This is a genomic window from Bacillus sp. EB106-02-03-XG38, from assembly GCF_058792175.1.
Genome location: NZ_JBYTED010000002.1, coordinates 181076 through 199206, shown reverse-complemented (window position 1 = coordinate 199206; position 18131 = coordinate 181076). Strand labels below are relative to the sequence as shown.

21 protein-coding genes and 1 other RNA gene are annotated in these 18131 nt (G+C 35.7%); 18 read left to right on the top strand and 4 right to left on the bottom strand.

The genetic code is table 11. From position 1 onward, the window contains the following. Positions 1–314 precede the first annotated feature (314 nt). From AC3WTI_RS10265 to AC3WTI_RS10240, 6 genes are all read left to right on the top strand, one after another. Positions 315–485, top strand: coding sequence for a YpmA family protein (locus AC3WTI_RS10265; protein WP_000358352.1), 171 nt, complete (start codon positions 315–317; stop codon positions 483–485). A 7-nt stretch (positions 486–492) separates the two neighbouring features. Further along, positions 493–996, top strand: coding sequence for a cell wall elongation regulator TseB-like domain-containing protein (locus AC3WTI_RS10260; RefSeq protein ID WP_087958144.1), 504 nt, complete (start codon positions 493–495; stop codon positions 994–996). 18 nt (positions 997–1014) lie between these two features. Beyond that, on the top strand, positions 1015–2202 hold the full coding sequence (gene aspB, locus AC3WTI_RS10255) for an aspartate transaminase AspB (protein ID WP_087958145.1): 1188 nt from the start codon (positions 1015–1017) through the stop codon (positions 2200–2202). Positions 2203–2324: 122 nt separating this feature from the next. Beyond that, positions 2325–3032, top strand: coding sequence for a DNA replication protein DnaD (dnaD, locus tag AC3WTI_RS10250; RefSeq protein WP_071757493.1), 708 nt, complete (start codon positions 2325–2327; stop codon positions 3030–3032). 15 nt (positions 3033–3047) lie between these two features. Further along, positions 3048–3695, top strand: coding sequence for an endonuclease III (gene nth, locus AC3WTI_RS10245; protein WP_087958146.1), 648 nt, complete (start codon positions 3048–3050; stop codon positions 3693–3695). A 3-nt stretch (positions 3696–3698) separates the two neighbouring features. Then, positions 3699–4217, top strand: coding sequence for a YpoC family protein (locus AC3WTI_RS10240; RefSeq protein WP_097840396.1), 519 nt, complete (start codon positions 3699–3701; stop codon positions 4215–4217). Between the two features lie 23 nt (positions 4218–4240). Here the strand turns inward: AC3WTI_RS10240 and AC3WTI_RS10235 are convergent, their stop codons facing one another. Beyond that, entirely contained in the window at positions 4241–6940 is a 2700-nt protein-coding gene (locus AC3WTI_RS10235; protein ID WP_087958148.1) for a PBP1A family penicillin-binding protein, read from the bottom strand. Positions 6941–7005: 65 nt separating this feature from the next. Beyond that, positions 7006–7608, bottom strand: a complete 603-nt coding sequence (gene recU, locus AC3WTI_RS10230; protein WP_000155593.1) for a Holliday junction resolvase RecU — start codon at positions 7606–7608, stop codon at positions 7006–7008. A 104-nt stretch (positions 7609–7712) separates the two neighbouring features. Here recU and AC3WTI_RS10225 point away from each other — a divergent pair, with 104 nt between their 5' ends. After that, the gene (locus tag AC3WTI_RS10225; protein WP_097840397.1) at positions 7713–8738 is read left to right on the top strand and encodes a DUF2515 domain-containing protein; all 1026 of its coding nucleotides are present in this window, start codon (positions 7713–7715) and stop codon (positions 8736–8738) included. 242 nt (positions 8739–8980) lie between these two features. Here the strand turns inward: AC3WTI_RS10225 and AC3WTI_RS10220 are convergent, their stop codons facing one another. After that, a complete protein-coding gene (locus AC3WTI_RS10220) occupies positions 8981–9157 on the bottom strand; it encodes a phage portal protein (protein ID WP_087958150.1) in 177 nt (58 codons plus the stop codon). Positions 9158–9242: 85 nt separating this feature from the next. Here AC3WTI_RS10220 and AC3WTI_RS10215 point away from each other — a divergent pair, with 85 nt between their 5' ends. After that, complete coding sequence (locus tag AC3WTI_RS10215) at positions 9243–9485, top strand: hypothetical protein (RefSeq protein ID WP_001252039.1); 243 nt, start codon at positions 9243–9245, stop codon at positions 9483–9485. A gap of 15 nt (positions 9486–9500) precedes the next feature. Further along, complete coding sequence (locus tag AC3WTI_RS10210) at positions 9501–9845, top strand: YppE family protein (protein WP_097840398.1); 345 nt, start codon at positions 9501–9503, stop codon at positions 9843–9845. A 26-nt stretch (positions 9846–9871) separates the two neighbouring features. Here AC3WTI_RS10210 and AC3WTI_RS10205 read toward each other — a convergent pair whose 3' ends face one another. Beyond that, a complete protein-coding gene (locus AC3WTI_RS10205; protein WP_048527089.1) occupies positions 9872–10063 on the bottom strand; it encodes a YppF family protein in 192 nt (63 codons plus the stop codon). Between the two features lie 177 nt (positions 10064–10240). Here AC3WTI_RS10205 and AC3WTI_RS10200 point away from each other — a divergent pair, with 177 nt between their 5' ends. From AC3WTI_RS10200 to ypwA, 9 genes are all read left to right on the top strand, one after another. Further along, the gene (locus AC3WTI_RS10200; RefSeq protein ID WP_087958151.1) at positions 10241–10711 is read left to right on the top strand and encodes a YppG family protein; all 471 of its coding nucleotides are present in this window, start codon (positions 10241–10243) and stop codon (positions 10709–10711) included. A 155-nt stretch (positions 10712–10866) separates the two neighbouring features. After that, complete coding sequence (locus AC3WTI_RS10195) at positions 10867–11310, top strand: CotD family spore coat protein (RefSeq protein WP_048527092.1); 444 nt, start codon at positions 10867–10869, stop codon at positions 11308–11310. A gap of 56 nt (positions 11311–11366) precedes the next feature. Then, a complete protein-coding gene (locus AC3WTI_RS10190) occupies positions 11367–11921 on the top strand; it encodes an SLOG family protein (RefSeq protein ID WP_048527093.1) in 555 nt (184 codons plus the stop codon). A gap of 97 nt (positions 11922–12018) precedes the next feature. Continuing rightward, positions 12019–12357 (top strand): cell division regulator GpsB, encoded by a 339-nt coding sequence (gpsB, locus tag AC3WTI_RS10185; protein WP_087958153.1) that lies wholly within the window; start codon positions 12019–12021, stop codon positions 12355–12357. Positions 12358–12444: 87 nt separating this feature from the next. Then, an RNA gene (gene rnpB, locus AC3WTI_RS10180) (RNase P RNA component class B) lies at positions 12445–12833 on the top strand. Between the two features lie 180 nt (positions 12834–13013). After that, the gene (locus AC3WTI_RS10175; RefSeq protein ID WP_000521224.1) at positions 13014–14153 is read left to right on the top strand and encodes a THUMP domain-containing class I SAM-dependent RNA methyltransferase; all 1140 of its coding nucleotides are present in this window, start codon (positions 13014–13016) and stop codon (positions 14151–14153) included. Positions 14154–14214: 61 nt separating this feature from the next. Continuing rightward, positions 14215–14397, top strand: coding sequence for a DUF3921 domain-containing protein (locus tag AC3WTI_RS10170; protein WP_000376898.1), 183 nt, complete (start codon positions 14215–14217; stop codon positions 14395–14397). Positions 14398–14535: 138 nt separating this feature from the next. Then, the gene (locus AC3WTI_RS10165; RefSeq protein ID WP_000493699.1) at positions 14536–16473 is read left to right on the top strand and encodes an ATP-dependent DNA helicase; all 1938 of its coding nucleotides are present in this window, start codon (positions 14536–14538) and stop codon (positions 16471–16473) included. Between the two features lie 101 nt (positions 16474–16574). Continuing rightward, positions 16575–18092 (top strand): carboxypeptidase, encoded by a 1518-nt coding sequence (gene ypwA / locus AC3WTI_RS10160; RefSeq protein WP_097840399.1) that lies wholly within the window; start codon positions 16575–16577, stop codon positions 18090–18092. The last annotated feature ends 39 nt before the right edge of the window (positions 18093–18131 follow it).

Sequence of the window (18131 nt, the reverse complement as noted above, 5' to 3'; positions counted from 1 at the left end):
CTAAATTCTTTGCTTTCGCTGAATTTTGAGGTAGGGGTCTTACTGTCCATTAAATTAGGATAAATTTGGAAGAAAAAATACGCCTGAAGTACGTTTAAACTTCAGGCGTAAAAAATGTGGGTAGGAGGAATTTTATTTTTCTTACTTCTTGTATACAAAATGTATTGGTTTTCGACTTGAAACCTTTTTTTGCTGTACATGTCCTGCTATAATAGATGGGTGATGAAGCAGGGGTTGTAAAGAATGTACTCTTATTGTAACCGCATTGCGTTCTTCTATAATTAGAAATTTTTGTGTAACGGAGGAGTTTTTTCATGGATAAGAAAATCGAAGTCCTATCAACGACGCGTATTAAATATTCGTCTGACTTGTATAAAATTGTTGATAGTTTGAATCGTACGTTAAAAGAGCAGGACCTCATGTTCGGATTAGCATTAGACGAAAAAGATAAAGAAACAGCTGTATTTACGATTTACAGAACGTAGTGATACAATGAAAAAGTGGATCTTTGCAATCGTTATCGTAATCGTTGCTAGCGGAATATATGGGGCGTATGTTTACAATAAAGCAATGGAAAAGAAAATCCCGAAAGAGGCAAAATCTGTAGAAATTGCGAAAGAAAAGGCAAAGCTTACAAAAGTAAAATCTGTTGATTATTATAACGGAGAATCTTCATATACAGTCGTACAAGGTACAGATGAAAAAGAAGAACAACTTATCGTTTGGGTGCCTGAGAAAAAAGGGGAAACTATAGTAAGGAAAAAGAGCGAAGGTATTTCTGAAAAGGATGCTTTACAAAGAACGATTGAACAAGTCGGAGATGACAGTAAAGAGCCCAAAAGTAAGCCTAAAGAAATTTTAAAAGTAAAATTAGGCTTTGAAAATAATATACCATTATGGGAAGTTACATATATTGATGATGAAAATCGTTATAGTTATTACTATCTTGCATTTAAAGATGGTCAGTTTTTACGACGATACAGCATTGAAAAATAGATGTAGGGGGAACTACAAATGAAATTAGCAAAGCGAGTAGCTGCTTTAACACCATCTGCAACTTTAGAAATTACAGCAAAGGCGCAAGCATTAAAAGCTGAAGGTCATGATGTAATTGGATTAGGGGCAGGAGAACCTGACTTTAATACACCAGAACATATTATGAATGCTGCACATAAAGCGATGTTAGAAGGACATACGAAGTATACACCAACAGGTGGATTACAAGCGTTAAAACAAGAAATTGTGAAGAAGTTTACTCGCGATCAAGGTATTGCGTATGATCCATCTGAAATTATTGTATGTAACGGTGCAAAGCATGCATTATATACATTATTCCAAGTGTTACTTGATGAAGGAGATGAAGTTATCATCCCTACGCCTTACTGGGTAAGTTATCCGGAACAAGTAAAGCTTGCTGGTGGTAAGCCAGTTTATGTAGAAGGTCTTGAAGACAATGAATACAAAATTACAGCGAAGCAGCTACGTGAGGCAATTACTGAGAAAACGAAAGCAGTTATTATTAATTCACCGAGCAATCCAACAGGAATGATTTACAGCAAAGAAGAATTACAACAGCTTGGAGAAGTATGCTTAGAACACGATATTTTAATCGTTTCAGATGAAATTTATGAAAAGTTAATTTATGGTGGAGCAGAATATACTTCGGTTGCCCAGCTTTCTAATGTATTAAAAGAACAAACACTTATTATTAATGGTGTATCTAAATCTCACTCTATGACAGGATGGCGTATTGGATATGCAGCAGGAAATAAGCAGCTTATTAAAGCGATGACGAACTTAGCGAGTCATAGTACGTCAAACCCTACTTCAATCGCTCAATACGGCGCAATTGCGGCATATGCAGGCTCACAGGAACCTGTAGAAACAATGCGTCAAGCATTTGAAGAGAGATTAAACATTATTTATGATAAATTAATTCAAATCCCTGGCTTTACTTGTATTAAACCACAAGGTGCATTTTACTTATTCCCTAATGTAAAAGAAGCTGTAGCTTTATCTGGATACGAAAACGTTGATGATTGGGCAAAAGCTCTATTAGAAGAGGAAAAAGTGGCTCTTGTACCAGGTACAGGATTTGGTGCTCCGAATAACGTTCGCTTATCATATGCGACGTCTCTTGAACAAGTAGAGAAAGCATTAGAACGCATTCATACGTTTATGAAAAGTAAAGTGCAAGCTTAACCCTAATATTTTATGAACGCAATACAAAAAACCTTCCTACATAATAGGAAGGTTTTTTTGACGAATTGTGGCAAAAAGAAATAGCGAAAGGTGTGTTATACTAGAGAGCGAGGTGTTTGGTGATGAAAAAGAAAATGATGTTACAGTGGTTTGAGCAGGGAAGCATTGCAATTCCAAAATTACTTATGATGCATTATAAAAAATTAGGGTTAAATGAAACGGAATTTATGGTTGTACTTCACGTACACACATTTTTAGAATCGGGCAATTCGTTTCCGACTCCGTCAGAGATTTCAGAACGGATGACAATTAGTGAAATGAAATGTATGGAAGTCATTCAGACGTTGATTCAAAAAGGTTTTTTATCACTAGAAGGTGGACAAAGATCAGAAGCGATGATGTGTGAAAGTTATTCTTTACAACCGCTTTGGGAAAAAATATTGCACTTTTTAATGAATGAATCAATAGAGGAAGAACAAAAAGAAATAAAACAACTGCAAGTAAATTTATATACAGTATTTGAAAAAGAATTTGGAAGACCACTTTCTCCATTTGAATGTGAGACGTTAGGAATGTGGGAAGATCAAGATCAACATCATCCGAATTTAATTCAAGCGGCCCTCAGGGAAGCGGTAATGAGTGGTAAGCTTAATTTCCGATATATCGACCGTATTTTATTTGAGTGGAAAAAGAATGGTATTAAAACAGTAGATCAAGCTCAAAACCAAGGACGAAAATTTAGAGCAAATCAACAACGAACGCAACAAACGACAAAACAAGAGACGAAATTTACTGGGAAAGTGCCTTTTTATAATTGGTTGGAGCAGTAATGTAGGAGGAAATATATGTTAAATAAAACGCAAATTCGCTATTGTTTAGACACGATGGCGAATATGTATCCAGAAGCACATTGTGAATTAATACATGATAATCCGTTTGAACTAGTAATCGCGGTAGCATTATCTGCACAATGTACAGATGCACTTGTAAATAAAGTGACGAAAAATTTATTTCAAAAATATAAAACACCAGAAGATTACTTAAGTGTTTCTTTAGAAGAGTTACAACAAGATATACGTTCTATTGGATTGTATAGAAATAAAGCAAAGAACATTCAAAAATTGTGCCAGATGTTGTTGGATGATTATAATGGAAAAGTTCCAGAAGACCGTGACGAGCTGACGAAATTACCAGGAGTAGGGAGAAAAACAGCAAATGTAGTTGTTTCGGTAGCGTATGGTATTCCGGCAATTGCTGTTGATACGCATGTAGAGCGAGTGAGTAAACGGTTAGCGATTTGTCGATGGAAAGATTCGGTGTTAGAAGTAGAAAAGACATTAATGAAAAAAATTCCGATGGATGAATGGAGCGTTACACATCACCGTCTGATTTTTTTTGGACGTTATCACTGTAAAGCACAGCGACCACAATGTGAAGAGTGTCCTTTACTAGAAGTATGTCGTGAAGGAAAGAAGCGAATGAAGGGGAAATAAAGGATGGAGCGAGTTATAGAAATACCGAAAGAATTTCGGTGCTTACCATTTTTTAAAGAAAGTATACACTCGGTTGTGTATTATACAGAACAGCCTTTTGAAGAAATCATACAAAATACTTACTTTATATATGATATGGAAAGACAATATGAGCCGTGGAATGAAATTGAAAATAGTATTCCAGTACTATTGAATGTATGGAAAAGTAAGCATGAAGGTATTGCTATACTATTTCGAAACAGAAATAAGCAAGAAGCTGAAGGCCCAATGATTCTATTTGCAGCACATTTGCTTTCAATTGTATATTGGCTAAATGAGCAACCTGTTCATAGTTTGAATGAAATGGAAGATTACACGAGCAGATTAGAAGTACAACCAGTTAATTTTATGGAGCGATATTCGTTCATTATAAAGAAACCAAATAATTATCATTCTTATATTCAGTTAGCGCAGTTGTATATTGAAATAGAAAAGTTATATGTAAAGAAAATGATAACAAAAAAGAAGTCCTTTTCTCGTTAAGAGAAAAGGACTTCTTTTTTGTATTAAGATTCTGTTGTAACAACATTTCCGTCTGCGTGAGGTGTATCTTCACCTGTATTTTGTTGTTGCTCTTGTTGTTTCTTAGCTTCTTCTTCAGCTTTTTTTCTAGCTTCTTCTTCAGCTTTTCTCTTAGCCTCTTCTTCAGCCTTCTTAGCTTCTTCTTCAGCTTTTTTTCTAGCTTCCTCATCAGCTTTCTTTTGGGCTTCTTCTTGCTGTTTACGTTGTTGTTCTTGCAGCTGTTGTTCTTGTTGTTTACGCTGTTCTTCATCAGCTTTTTTCTTAGCATCTTCTTGTTTTAATTTATCTTCATTAGCCTTTTTCTGAGCTTCCTCATCAGCTTTTTTCTTAGCATCTTCTTCGGCTTTCTTTTTGGCAGCCTCTTCTTCAGCTTTCTTCGCGTCTGGAGTTCCGCCAGGCGCAGTGAAGGATGCTCCAACTGCTGGGCTTGTTCCAGTACCTTTTTTCGCTACTACGGAGAAACTGTAAGTAACGCCTGGTTTAATACCACCAAGAGTAGCTGTTGTACCGTTTATTGATAAACTACCACTTGAACCGTCAGTCGCTTTATAGCTTGCTGCATACGCATCAACTGCCGCTGCTGGTCCAGACCAGTTTAGTGTAACTGTGCTAGCACCATCGAAAGTAACATTAAGACCACTAGGTGCATCTACTTTAATTTGTTTCACTGCGTCTTTTTTCGCGCCTTTTACGTACAATTCACCGTTTAATTCTTGTACAGAAGAAGGGCGTTCGAAACGTGATTTATCTGTAGCGAATTTACTCATCATTAGTTGGAACATTTGTTGCGCAATTCTAGTATAACGATCACTAATGTAGTTTTCTGGGCCATTTTTTTCGTAACCTGTCCAAACAGCCATTGTATATTGCGGCGAATATCCAGCGAACCAACTATCTCTGTTTGCATCAGCTGGAATACCATATTTTTTAATAACATCTTCATCAAAGTTTTGTGTTCCTGTTTTACCGGCAACATCAACACCTGAAACGTATGCTGTTGGACCAGTACCGCCAGAACCAGGTTTTACTACGTCACGAAGAACGTCAGTCACCATGTAAGCTGTATAGTCTTGCATCGCACGTTGTTCTTTCGGTTTAAAACTTTTCTTTTTCCCATCTGGGAAGATAACTTCTTTTACGAAGTGCGGTTTATTGTAGTTCCCATCGTTACCAAAGGCTGCATATGCCCCCGCTACTTGTAATGGAGAACTATCGTTACTACCAATTGCTGTTGATTCATATGTTTTGCCGTCTTTAAATGTCATACCTAAACCTTCAGCGAACGCTTGTGACTTAGGAAGACCAACCGCTTGGGCTGTTTTTAAAGCTGGGATGTTTAATGACTTTTTCAAAGCTTCACGTAGTGAAACGTCACCTTTGTAACTATTTGTTGCATTTCGTATTTTTTTACCATTGGAATACGTATACTCTGAGTCATTTAATTGATGGTATGTAGACCATTGTAAATTCTCAATTGCTGGTCCGTAGTCGAAAATTGGTTTCATTGTTGAACCGACTTGGCGTTTTAAATCAGTGGCCATATTATGACCTTTGAAAGTAGACTTACTTTCTTTACGCCCAGCTCCAATTGCTCGAACTTCTCCAGATTGTGTATCCATAAATACGAATGAACCTTGGAATTGATCGTTCGGATACTTAATAAGATTACCATCCATAATTTTTTCAGCATAATCTTGAGCATCTTGATCAAGTGTTGTATGAATCGTTAAACCATCTGAACCAATATTTACATCAGGATATTCTTTTTCAACTTCTTTTACAACCGCATCTAAAAATGCTTGATACTTCATCTCCGTTATTTCTGAAGATGGTTGAAGACCCTCAGTTACTGGAATTTTAACTGCGTTATTCATTTCTTCTTTTGTTATATAACCATGTCGATTCATTAATGATAATACAACATTACGACGATTTGTTGCTCGTTCAACATTTTCCTTTTTGGTTGGATCATAAATGTTTGGACCTTGGGGTAAACCAGCGAGCATAGCAGCTTCATGTAATTGCAAGTCTTTTAAATCCTTACCATAATATTTTTGCGCTGCTGTCGCAATACCATATGAACGGTTACCTAAATTAATCTTATTTAAGTACATTTCTAAAATCTCATGTTTAGAGTATTGTTGCTCTAATTTATAAGATAAGTACCATTCTTGCACTTTTCTCTTTGCAGTTTTGTCCATCGTTAGAAAATAGTTTTTGACTACTTGTTGCGTAATCGTACTACCACCTTGAGATCCGAATCCTCCAGTGACATTTTCCATAACTGCTTTTGTAGTTCGTTTAAAATCAATTCCATTATGATCATAGAAACGTGAGTCCTCAGTTGCAAGGAATGCATTTTCAACTACTTTTGGAATTTGATCATACGTAACGTGGGTTCGTTTTTCAGCACCGTATTCATAGAAAAAGTTCCCGTCCTTATCAAGAAACTTTGTTGATAAAGGATTGACAAGTTTTGATTTGTCTAATTTTGGAGCGTCCTTCACCATAACAAAGAAAGCGGAAACGCCAGCTACAAGACCAACGATACCAAGAAGTAGACAACCTATAAGGAATTTTTTAAAAAAGGAGCCTTTTTTCTTTGGTTTTTTCTCTGTATTTGTTTCTTGCTTTTGATTTTTTACATGATTTCGTTCTGTACGAGAACGATAATTATCTGACATTATACTTTCTCCTACCTTTCATTCTCTCCCCAAAAGTCGAAAAAAGAGCCTTAGTGATGACTCTATCACGAAAAATAAACCGTGTCTAGTACACGGATATAATCAATCCGAGGGTGATAACCGCATGATAATAAAGATCCATGCTCTACTATTTCTTCTTTCGTAATCGATTTTCGTCCACCAGTATTTTGACGATTCCAAAATGCAATAATATGTTTTGCATCTAATAAATAAAGTTCATCAAAAAGTGTAAATTTAATAATAACAAATGCAATTCCATTATGAGCAATTACTTGCTTCATATGTTCAATTTGATGGAGGTGGAAGTTTTGAAGTGGAAAACTGGTTTTATTTTTTGTCTCTTTCGCTTCAAAATCGATGTATTTCCCTTTATATACACCGTTGTAATCTGTTGTAGAAGGTTGTTTAAAATACGCTTCTTTTACCACTGCAGCACTTCGAGCGGGGTAATCTACTTTTACAATTTGAAGAGGTGTCGGTTTTTTATGTACGCATGCAATATTATGGGTTAAGTAATATTCATTCGTTTCATTCAATTCCTCTTCAAGGGACATACCTCTATTACTGTAAGTATGTTTTTTAATTGGTGTTTTATGAGGTTGTGAAGCTTGATTGTACCGTTTTCCATTTGGGTAACGAATGGTCATAGTGTGTCCACTCCCAACTTGCTAAGAATTACTTACAAAGGTGATTATAACAAAAAAATGAAAAAAGATGTGACCTTTTTGAAGAAAGGTATGATGACGTGTTCATGTTTACATGGAATGATTATGAAAAAATTAAACAATATCGTAAAAATATGGTCTGTACAGAAGAAGAAAAAGCAATCGTTTACAACATTAATAGGGAAATAGAAACAGCTAATAGGGACAATATTTCTCGAACGCAGTGTTATCAAGAATATTATGTAAGAAATGGTGAAATTAGATGGGCTTTTTTAGCAAGTATGGTCTCTAGAAATGCGGGATGGAACATGACTGATCTAGAAGGGAGATATTATGCTACTGTTTTACCTCAAACAGTAAAAAAACATTTGTTTCTAACTTATGAAGAAGCAAATTGGATTATTTTTTTAGATGCATTTCCTCAGCTATTGTTATATGAAGAAAGTAAGAGGAGACAGATACCGCTATTCTATTTGTTACAATATTTCAACGTATCAATTTTTATGGAGAAAGAATGGTTATATTTTTGGGAGAAAAAAGATATAAATAGGCTCATGATAGCGCTTATTATAAATGAACAACATAAAATTCAAAAACCAATTATTGAGAATGCATATTTTAAAAAGCATGTATTTCATACTGTGCTTTTTAAATTGCAAGAAATGCTTCATATTAGTGCCGTTATTTTTCCAACCGTCGAAGGGAATATGTATGGTTTTTCAGTTTATCAATTTGAAACGTTACAAAAGCGTATAGAACTAGGAAAGAAATTAGCGGCGTTATTGTTCCATCCGAATTACAAATGTTTATTCCATAGGTTCGCATTGCAAACGATACACACAGGATCAAGAGCAGATTATGAACAATATGTAAGAGAAGCGAGAAAATCTTGTACACCAGCCCTTAGAGAAGTCTATCCTGTTGTTGCGCATAAGGAAATAAGTATGAGAGATTGGTTTTGTAGAGATACGGAAATAAAAGAGTTGTTTTTGCTGAAAGAGTATAAGGGAGAAGTTGATATAACGGAATGGTATAAAAGAAAGAGGGGGCAAATCTATGCAGCTTCTATCGTAAATCGTTTTGTTAAAAGGATAGATGAGTTCATGATATAATAAAAAAGAAGTCCCGTCTTCATCTGTGAAGACGGGACTTCTTAATATGAAGTAATCCTGCAACAAGTAAAGATTCAATCTCAAAATGTAATAAATATAAGAGATTAAGGATACTTCAGAAATGAACTTTTTGTAAAAGTGCTACATTTTCACTTTACCCCGCTATTTGCCGGGCAGTAAGACCCTAACTCAAAATTCAGTGAAAGCAAAGAATTTATGTGAGGGCTGATTAAAGTTTCACTTTATGTAGCAGGGAAGTTTGGACCATCTAACTTTGGATTACCAGTTTCGGGTTTATTTTGTTTGCCTTGTTTTTTCTTTTTTTCATTTTTGTTCTTTGCCATTTGCATACACCTCCTTTTTGTATTGTTACCATTTCTATAAATGACATACAAAATGATTTCTTTGACGAATAACAACTAGTTTTGTCATGTGGGCAGGAGTGAGAAGTCATTCGGCGAAATTACATGACAAAGGAAAAGCAAAGAAGGAGGCGTTTTGTATATGGCGATGGTTCAGAAGGAAGATGTAATGAAAACAATGGATCAAATGTTAAGTTCTCTCGATTTGCTGGAAATGAATATAGGGATTAGAATGAATCATGCATTGAAGGATAAGAGCGAAAAAATATGTAATAAGATAGAAATAACAGAAATGCATATTGAGCATATGGAAAATAAATTAGTGCATCACGAAGAAAAAGGGAATTGGGTGAAGGCATTTCAAAACGTCGTAGTGAGTGCATAATAAGGTGGGAATAAAATGGTGTATGAAGCGTTAATACAGTCTTCGGAAAAACTTATGCAGTATAATAATGAGGCAAATATGAAAAAAAGAGAAATGGTTGAATACGATTTTTATAAGGATATGAAACCGTTTGTAGATATGGTAGATGAAGAATTAAAAGTGTGGAAAGAATTAGCTTATAAATGGATTAAGGAAGAAAAACCGAAGTATATACATGTACAGCAAATTGATCAAGTGTACGATAATTTACAAACAAATGTGCTGCAATGTTTTGTAAATAAAGGTAAGGGTAAGCGATTCTTTGAAACACATCAAGCTATTTCGTATACTTTGCAAAATATAATTGAGCAATGTAAGTAACAAGAGGGGAAACCCTCTTGTTTTTTTTATGCTTCTGTCATTGTTGTCGGTTTTGTTGCACCGCTTATTTCTAATTCTTTTATTAATGTTCGGTAATCTGAAATGCATATTTTTCCTTCGAGATACCAATGCCTCGCAAAGTCTAACAATTCATTTACATTCTCTGTGTAATACCCCTTTTTTTGAGAAAACGCTTGTTTTAAATCCCCTAATACCATGTTGATTCCTCCCCCATGAGAATCTTCTTCTTCATTATCATAGCATGGAAGGGTTTTCTTTTTTAATTTTTTAAAAATTTAAACTTCCGACAAAAATAGACAGGTACTCCGTCACACATATTATTTTGTAGGTACATATTATATATGTAGAAACTTATGTGAAGGAGGAGAGAATGCATGTTTCAACAACCTAACGCATATCAGCAAGCTAATCCATATCCCCAGCAAAATATGTACCAATATAATGCAGATACATATTTACGGTATAATATGTATCCTTTCGAACCTTATTATGGAAATCAAAATTATTATCAACCATTTGAAGTGTCGTTTATGAATCAACAACAACCGCAGCAACCTTATATGAATCAACAACCACAACCTTATATGAATTCGCAATATTATATGCCGCCATCCCCTTATGGAAATCAACAAGCAATGTTTTATCCACCAAAACAACCGTATCCGACGCAGAATAAACAAAAACAACAACAACCGAGTCAGTTTTCTAGTTTTGTTTCCCAATTTAAAAACTCAGATGGTAACTATGACGTAAATAAAATGATGAATACTGCTGGACAAATGATGAATGCAATGAATCAAGTAACAGGTATTGTAAAGCAAGTTGGAGGATTTTTTGGTAAGTAATTTTGGAGGGTTGTCTATAAAAAGTATTGTATATGAAGTAAGGACTAGACAAATTTCCTTGTAATAAATGGGTATATATAACAAACGGCTTTCCCTCTTTTCTCATACTGTAAAGTGTAATCAGATTTTTTTTATGAGAGAGGAGAGAAAAAACTATGCATCATTGTCATCCTTGCTTTGGAGGGCATAAGCCTACAGGACCTATTTGTACAACTGCTCCTGTCATTCATCCGACGAAACAGTGCGTAACACATTCTTTTTCAACAACGGTGGTGCCACACATTTTCCCGACGCATACAACACATGTACATCATCAGCAAATTAAAAACCAAAACTTCTTCCCGCAAACAAACTCAAATGTAAATGTTGTAGACCCAGTTGATCCAGGATTTGGCGGCGGATGTGGACCGTGTGGTCACGGACATCACGGACACCACGGACATCAAGTATCTCCATTTGGTCCAGGACCAAATGTATCACCATTCTTACCGAATAATGTATCTCCGGTAGGACCGAATGTATCACCATTTTTACCAAACAATGTATCACCAGTAGGCCCGAACATTGGACCAAACGTTGGTGGAATATTTAAAAAGTAAATGATATGTTAGAACTAGCGAAATGCTAGTTCTTTTTTTGTAATTGGAGTGTTGATATGAAAGTTATTGCTGTAACGGGATATAAGCCATTTGAACTTGGTATATTTAAAAATGATCATCCAGGGGTGGAATGTATAAAAAAAGCATTGCACCGAAAGTTAACTACTTTTGTAGAAGAGGGTTTGGAATGGGTCATAATAAGTGGGCAGTTAGGAGTAGAATTATGGGCTGCTGAAGTTGTTTTTGAAATTCAAGTAGAATATCCAGATTTAAAATTAGCGGTATTTACTCCGTTTTTAGAACAAGAAGAAAGCTGGAAGGAAGACAATCGTGAATATTACGAATTTATTCTCTCTCAAGCAGACCATATTGATAGTATTACGAAACGGAAGTACGAAAGCCCGGAGCAATTTAAATTAAAAAATCAATTTTTTATTGAAAAAAGTGATGCACTTTTAGCTGTATATGATGAAGAGAAACCAGGGAGTCCTAAATATATTGTAGAAGCAGCAAAGAAAAAAGGAGAAATAGAAAATTATCACAGTTATTTCATTCTTTTTTCCGATTTACAAGATATAATAGAAGAGGAACAGTGGAATAATGCTGAGTAATATGTAATATAGTACTCGTATATATGATTGACAAAAGGCGTTGTTTCTGAAAAAATTTAGGTAATGAAAGTTTTGGCAAAAATTTGAGGTGAAGAAAATGATTTCGGATAAAATTAAATTAACGGCGAAAGATATTTTAGAAAAAGAATTTAAAACAGGTATGAGAGGTTATCAACAAGAAGAAGTAGACAAGTTTCTTGATATGATCATTAAAGACTATGAAGCTTTCCACAAGGAATTTGAGCAATTAAAGCAACAAAATGCTCGTTTAAAGCGTGAATTAGAGGAACAAAAATTAGCAGCACCACAAGTACCGCAACAACCAGTTGTACAAACACCAGTTGCACAACCTGTATATAACAACACGAATACGGACATTTTAAAACGTCTATCTAATTTAGAAAAAGCTGTATTTGGAAGTAAGTTATACGAATAAATTCTAGTGGTAAAAAGGTTAAAGCATTTTACATAGAAAAAAACATTGCAAAATCTTTTTGTTTCCACTATACTAATGGATGTCATAACGTTTGGGTAATCGCTGCAACGCCAACGTTGTAGAGGAAAGTCCATGCTCGCACGGCCTGAGATGGCTGTAGTGTTCGTGCCTAGCCAATTCATAAGCTAGGGTATTCTGGCTGTAAGGCTGGTTTAACGGCAGGGAAAAAACCTAAGTCTTCGGATATGGTTTGACTACCTTTAAAGTGCCACAGTGACGAAGTCCTTGAAGAAATGATAGGAGTGGAACGAGGTAAACCCCACGAGCGAGAAACCCAAATAATGGTAGGGGAATCTTTTCCAAGGAAATGAACGATGGGAAAGGACAGGTTGTATAACCTGTAGATAGATGATTGCCACCGGAGTACGAGGCGTGGGCCGTTTGCAGTACAAAGGAACAGAACATGGCTTACAGAACGTTATGAACCAACTATGAAATAACTCAGCTCTCCTTTGTTAGAGGAGGGCTTTTTATTTGTATGAAGTTATAATTTATGAGTTAAAATGGTTAATGAGAAAATTCTTTGTAAAATGTAATGATTAATAGGATAAATCGCTATTAATCATTGTTTGAATATACATAAGAGGTGAATGCAAATGGGAAAAGTTACTTTAATCGCAACAGCGGCAATGGGTATTGAAGCGTTAGTTGCCCGAGAAGTTCGTGATCTTGGTTATGAATGCCAAGTAGAAAACAGCAAAGTAACATTTGAAGCAGATGAAAAGGCGATTTGTCGCACGAACTTATGGTTACGTACTGCGGACCGTGTGAAAATTAAAGTTGGCGAATTCAAAGCGACAACATTTGATGAGCTGTTTGAGAAAACGAAAGCATTAAACTGGGGAGATTATATTCCAGAGAATGGGGAATTCCCTGTAATTGGTAAGTCTTTAAAATCTGAGTTGTTCAGTGTTTCAGATTGCCAACGTATCGTTAAAAAAGCTGTCGTTGAAAAATTAAAAACAACGTATAAACGTACAACTTGGTTTGAAGAAGATGGTCCGCTATTCCGCATTGAGATTGCAATGCTAAAGGATATTGCAACGTTAACAATTGATGCAAGTGGTGTTGGGCTTCATAAACGTGGATACCGTATGGACCAAGGGGAAGCTCCATTAAAAGAAACATTAGCTGCGTCTTTAATTAAGTTAACAAACTGGAAGCCAGATCGTCCTTTCGTGGATCCTTTCTGTGGATCAGGTACCATTCCGATTGAAGCAGCATTAATTGGACAAAATATCGCACCAGGATTTAACCGTGGCTTCGCATCAGATGAGTGGGGCTGGGTTGGTAAACAAAACTGGCGTGAAGCTCGTCAAGAAGCTGAAGATTTAGCGAATTATGATCAACGACTGCAAATTATTGGATCAGATATCGATCATCGAATGATTCGAGTTGCTCAAGATAACGCAGAAGAAGTAGGTTTAGGTGATTTAATTACATTTAAACAAATGCAAGTAAAAGATTTTACGACAAAAGAGGATTATGGCTATGTTGTAACGAATCCTCCATACGGAGAACGTTTAAGTGAAAAAGCACTTGTTGAACAATTGTACAAAGAAATGGGACAAGTATTCCGTCCGTTAGATACATGGTCAGCGTATGTATTAACAAGTTACGAAGCATTTGAGAAGTGTTACGGAAAAGATGCATCGAAGAAACGTAAACTATTTAACGGATTTATCCGTACAGATTACTACCAATACTTCGGAAAACGTCCACCGCGTAATTCATAGTATAAAACTCCTCCAGCGCGCATATACTGGCTATTATGTAATGCGTAAAGGAGGAACTAATATGGATAGTTTCCAATTATCAATGATTCAAAAAGCTATTCACCGTACGTATGATGAGCTCGGAAAAGAAGTGGATAGCCAAGGTGTGATTGTAGATGAAATACAAAAAGCACAAGAAGAATATTTGTCAGCTCTTTCACATGAAACAGCGATTGATAAACGGTATTTAAAGTCATTAATATAGAAGAAAATTTTCCTTTTTCGAAAGGGAAATTTTTTTTCGTGTATTTCTATGTATTGTAACAGGGGAAAGTGACTGCATACAAATGAGTAGCGGTTGCTATATCTTTTTATAGAAAAACTTTTTGGTTGGAGGCTAAGGATGTTTACTGAGAAGAGATTACCATTTGAAGTAGGAAAACAAGATAATTTTTATGATAAGTTGAATGAGTGGATTGGAGATGTGTTTTACGACATCCTTCCGGAAAAAGGCTTTGAAGAGCGTGATGAACAAATTTTTATGGCGTTTCAATTAGAGCGTGCTTTCCAAGAAAAGAAAGTAATGTTCGCAGAAGCGGGTGTAGGAACAGGGAAAACAATTGTATATCTTCTATATGCAATTTGCTATGCGCGTTATACTGGGAAACCAGCTATTATTGCTTGTGCAGATGAAACGTTAATTGAGCAGCTTGTGAAAGAAGAAGGAGACATTGCGAAATTATCTGAAGCGTTAGGCTTATCAGTAGATGTAAGACTTGCGAAATCAATGGATAATTATTTATGTTTACGTAAGCTTGAAGATGTTATGAGTGGACGAGCTCCAGAAGTAATTGAAGACGTATATTATGAATTACCGCAGTTTGTATTCGATCATGGTACGATGCAAAACTTTACTCACTACGGTGACCGAAAAGAATTTCCACTATTAAATGACGAAGAATGGTCGAAAGTAAATTGGGATTATTTCCAAGATTGCTTCACTTGTGATTCCCGTCACCGTTGCGGTCAAACTCTTTCACGTGAACATTATCGTAAAGCAGCAGATTTAATTATTTGTTCTCAAGATTTCTATATGGATCATATTTGGACGTACGATGCTCGTAAGCGTGAAGGACAAATTCCATTATTACCAGAAAGCAGTTGCGTTGTATTCGATGAAGGACATCTTGTAGAATATGCAGCTCAAAAAGCTTTGACATACCGTTTAAAGCAAACGATGATGGAACAGCTTTTAACGAGACTATTACAAAATGATATTCGTGAAGAGTTTGCACATTTAGTAGAAGAAACAATTTGGCAAACAGAGCGATTCTTTGATGTGTTACAGGAAAATAAAAAAGAAATTGCCGGTTCGGATCGTTTAGAAATTACTGTGACAGAAAAAGTAACAGCTGAAGCAAAACGACTTTATGCGAAAATTGGTGAAGTCGGTGATGCATTAGTATTTGAAAGTGAAATGCATACAGTAAACACGTATGATTTAAATATCGTTGATGAACATTTAGATGTATTAGAACATTCACTTCGTCTGTTCATGCACGAGAAAAATGTAATTACATGGGGTGAAGAAGGTGATGGAGCCTTCACGTTAGTAATTATGCCACGTGCAGTTGAAGAAGTGTTACAAGAGAAAGTATTCTCGAAGAAAATCCCGTATATCTTCTCGTCTGCTACATTATCTAATAACGATTCATTCGCGTTTACAGCGAATAGCTTAGGGGTAAAAGATTACTTATCATTCTCAGTTGCCTCACCGTTTGATTATGAAGAGCAAATGGCAGTAAACTTACTATCGCATACGAAAGAAAATGAATGGGAAAGAAAGTGTCAATATACACTTGAAAATATACAAAAAACAAATGGACGTACACTTGTATTATTCCGTACAACGCAAGAGCTTGCAGCGTTTAAAGAATATGTAAGTAAAGAACAAATGTCAGTTCCGTTCCTATATGAAGGGGACCAAGAAATTAGTCAGCTCGTTTCTCGCTTCCAAAATGAAGAAGAGACTGTACTTTGTGCCGTTCATTTATGGGAAGGTTTAGACATTCCTGGTTCATCATTATCACATGTTATCATTTGGTCATTACCATTCCCTCCAAACGATCCGGTGTTTGAAGCGAAGCGTAAACATGTGAATGATCCGTTTTGGGATGTAGATGTACCATATATGATTTTACGTCTTCGTCAAGGCATTGGTCGTTTAATTCGTACGAGTGACGATAAAGGTGCTATTTCAATCTTCTTATCTGATACAGAAGATGAGAAAGTGGTAGAAGCGGTGAAAAACGTACTACCGGTAGAAGGTAAAGAATTATAAGGAGAAAGCTTGGCGCTTGCCAAGCTTTTTTTCTATTATAAAAGGAATTTAGATTTTCATGTCGAATTAAGTTTGAGGTAGAAAAGGGAGGTTTTTATACGATGACAGTAGCTACATATGAAGTAGAAAAACAATTTTTAACATATGTGAAGAAGATACAAAATTACGGAGAAGCATTAAGCTTAATGTTTTGGGACTTGAGAACAGGTGCGCCTAAAAAAGGTGTAGACCAACGTTCAGAAGTAATTGGCATGCTTTCATCAGAAGTATTTGCTATGTCAACTTCAGATGAGATGGGGAACTATTTAACAGAGCTTGAAGCTTTAATAAGTGAAGACAAACTTTCTGAAACGACGAAGAAAATGGTTGAAGAGTGTCGTAAAGAATATGATAGAAATAAGAAAATTCCACAAGCGGAATATGAAGCGTATGTGAAATTAGAAGCGAAAGCGGAAAGTGTGTGGGAAGAAGCTCGCGAAAAATCTGATTTCGAAATGTTCCGTCCGTATTTAGAACAAATAGTTGAATTTAAAAAGAAATTTATTGCATATTGGGGTTACGAAACATATAAATATAATACATTATTAGATATGTATGAGCCAGGTATTACGGTAGAAGTGTTAGATCACGTATTTGGCCAACTTCGTGAGCGTATCGTTCCGCTCGTAAAAGAAATATCAGAGTCGCAAAAAAGATTAAAGACAAGTGCTTTATCAGAACATTTTTCAAAAGAAAAACAAAAAAGCTTTACATTAGAGCTATTAAAGCAATTAAATTATGACTTTGAAGCAGGTCGTCTTGATGAAACGGTACATCCATTCGAGATTACATTAAATAGAGGGGATGTTCGTATTACGACACGCTATGACGAAAAAGATTTCCGTATGGCTGTGTTTGGAACAATTCATGAATGTGGTCATGCTGTATATGAACAAAATATTGCAGAGGAATTTGAAGGTACACCGTTATGTAGTGGGACATCTATGGGTATTCATGAGTCACAATCGTTATTCTTTGAGAACTTTATCGGTCGTAATAAATCATTCTGGAAGAAAAATTATGATTTATTAAAAGAGTATAGCGATGGTCAATTCAATGATATATCAGTAGATGAGTTTTATGATGCGATTAACGAATCGAAGCCATCGTTCATTCGTATAGAAGCAGATGAACTTACATATCCGCTTCACGTTATGGTTCGTTATGAACTTGAGAAAGAATTATTTGATGGCACATTACAAGTGAAGGATTTGCCAGTTGCTTGGAATGATAAGATGGAAGCATATTTAGGCATTCGTCCAGCAAATGATGCACAAGGTGTATTACAAGATGTTCACTGGGCTGGTGGTTCATTTGGATACTTCCCATCTTATGCACTTGGTTATATGTATGCAGCACAATTTAAGCAAAGAATGTTAAAAGACATTCCGAACTTTGATGCATTGTTAGAAGAAGGAAACGTAACGCCAATTCGTGAATGGTTAACAGAAAATATTCACCAATATGGTAAAACGAAAAAGCCACTTGAAATTTTAGAAGATGTGACAGGCGAAGGATTAAATGCAAATTACTTAGCAGATTATTTAGAAGCGAAGTATAAAGAAATTTATGAGTTATAAAAAAGAGCTGCTTACTTGCAGCTCTTTTTTTAAGGGGGA

Excerpts from the sequence above, each read along its gene's own strand:
- AC3WTI_RS10265 (WP_000358352.1), top strand. The coding sequence starts at position 315 with ATGGATAAGAAAATCGAAGTCCTATCAACGACGCGTATTAAATATTCG.
- AC3WTI_RS10260 (WP_087958144.1), top strand. The coding sequence starts at position 493 with ATGAAAAAGTGGATCTTTGCAATCGTTATCGTAATCGTTGCTAGCGGA.
- aspB (WP_087958145.1), top strand. The coding sequence starts at position 1,015 with ATGAAATTAGCAAAGCGAGTAGCTGCTTTAACACCATCTGCAACTTTA.
- dnaD (WP_071757493.1), top strand. The coding sequence starts at position 2,325 with ATGAAAAAGAAAATGATGTTACAGTGGTTTGAGCAGGGAAGCATTGCA.
- nth (WP_087958146.1), top strand. The coding sequence starts at position 3,048 with ATGTTAAATAAAACGCAAATTCGCTATTGTTTAGACACGATGGCGAAT.
- AC3WTI_RS10240 (WP_097840396.1), top strand. The coding sequence starts at position 3,699 with ATGGAGCGAGTTATAGAAATACCGAAAGAATTTCGGTGCTTACCATTT.
- AC3WTI_RS10235 (WP_087958148.1), bottom strand. The coding sequence starts at position 6,940 with ATGTCAGATAATTATCGTTCTCGTACAGAACGAAATCATGTAAAAAAT.
- recU (WP_000155593.1), bottom strand. The coding sequence starts at position 7,608 with ATGACCATTCGTTACCCAAATGGAAAACGGTACAATCAAGCTTCACAA.
- AC3WTI_RS10225 (WP_097840397.1), top strand. The coding sequence starts at position 7,713 with ATGTTTACATGGAATGATTATGAAAAAATTAAACAATATCGTAAAAAT.
- AC3WTI_RS10215 (WP_001252039.1), top strand. The coding sequence starts at position 9,243 with ATGGCGATGGTTCAGAAGGAAGATGTAATGAAAACAATGGATCAAATG.
- AC3WTI_RS10210 (WP_097840398.1), top strand. The coding sequence starts at position 9,501 with ATGGTGTATGAAGCGTTAATACAGTCTTCGGAAAAACTTATGCAGTAT.
- AC3WTI_RS10205 (WP_048527089.1), bottom strand. The coding sequence starts at position 10,063 with ATGGTATTAGGGGATTTAAAACAAGCGTTTTCTCAAAAAAAGGGGTAT.
- AC3WTI_RS10200 (WP_087958151.1), top strand. The coding sequence starts at position 10,241 with ATGTTTCAACAACCTAACGCATATCAGCAAGCTAATCCATATCCCCAG.
- AC3WTI_RS10195 (WP_048527092.1), top strand. The coding sequence starts at position 10,867 with ATGCATCATTGTCATCCTTGCTTTGGAGGGCATAAGCCTACAGGACCT.
- AC3WTI_RS10190 (WP_048527093.1), top strand. The coding sequence starts at position 11,367 with ATGAAAGTTATTGCTGTAACGGGATATAAGCCATTTGAACTTGGTATA.
- gpsB (WP_087958153.1), top strand. The coding sequence starts at position 12,019 with ATGATTTCGGATAAAATTAAATTAACGGCGAAAGATATTTTAGAAAAA.
- AC3WTI_RS10175 (WP_000521224.1), top strand. The coding sequence starts at position 13,014 with ATGGGAAAAGTTACTTTAATCGCAACAGCGGCAATGGGTATTGAAGCG.
- AC3WTI_RS10170 (WP_000376898.1), top strand. The coding sequence starts at position 14,215 with ATGGATAGTTTCCAATTATCAATGATTCAAAAAGCTATTCACCGTACG.
- AC3WTI_RS10165 (WP_000493699.1), top strand. The coding sequence starts at position 14,536 with ATGTTTACTGAGAAGAGATTACCATTTGAAGTAGGAAAACAAGATAAT.
- ypwA (WP_097840399.1), top strand. The coding sequence starts at position 16,575 with ATGACAGTAGCTACATATGAAGTAGAAAAACAATTTTTAACATATGTG.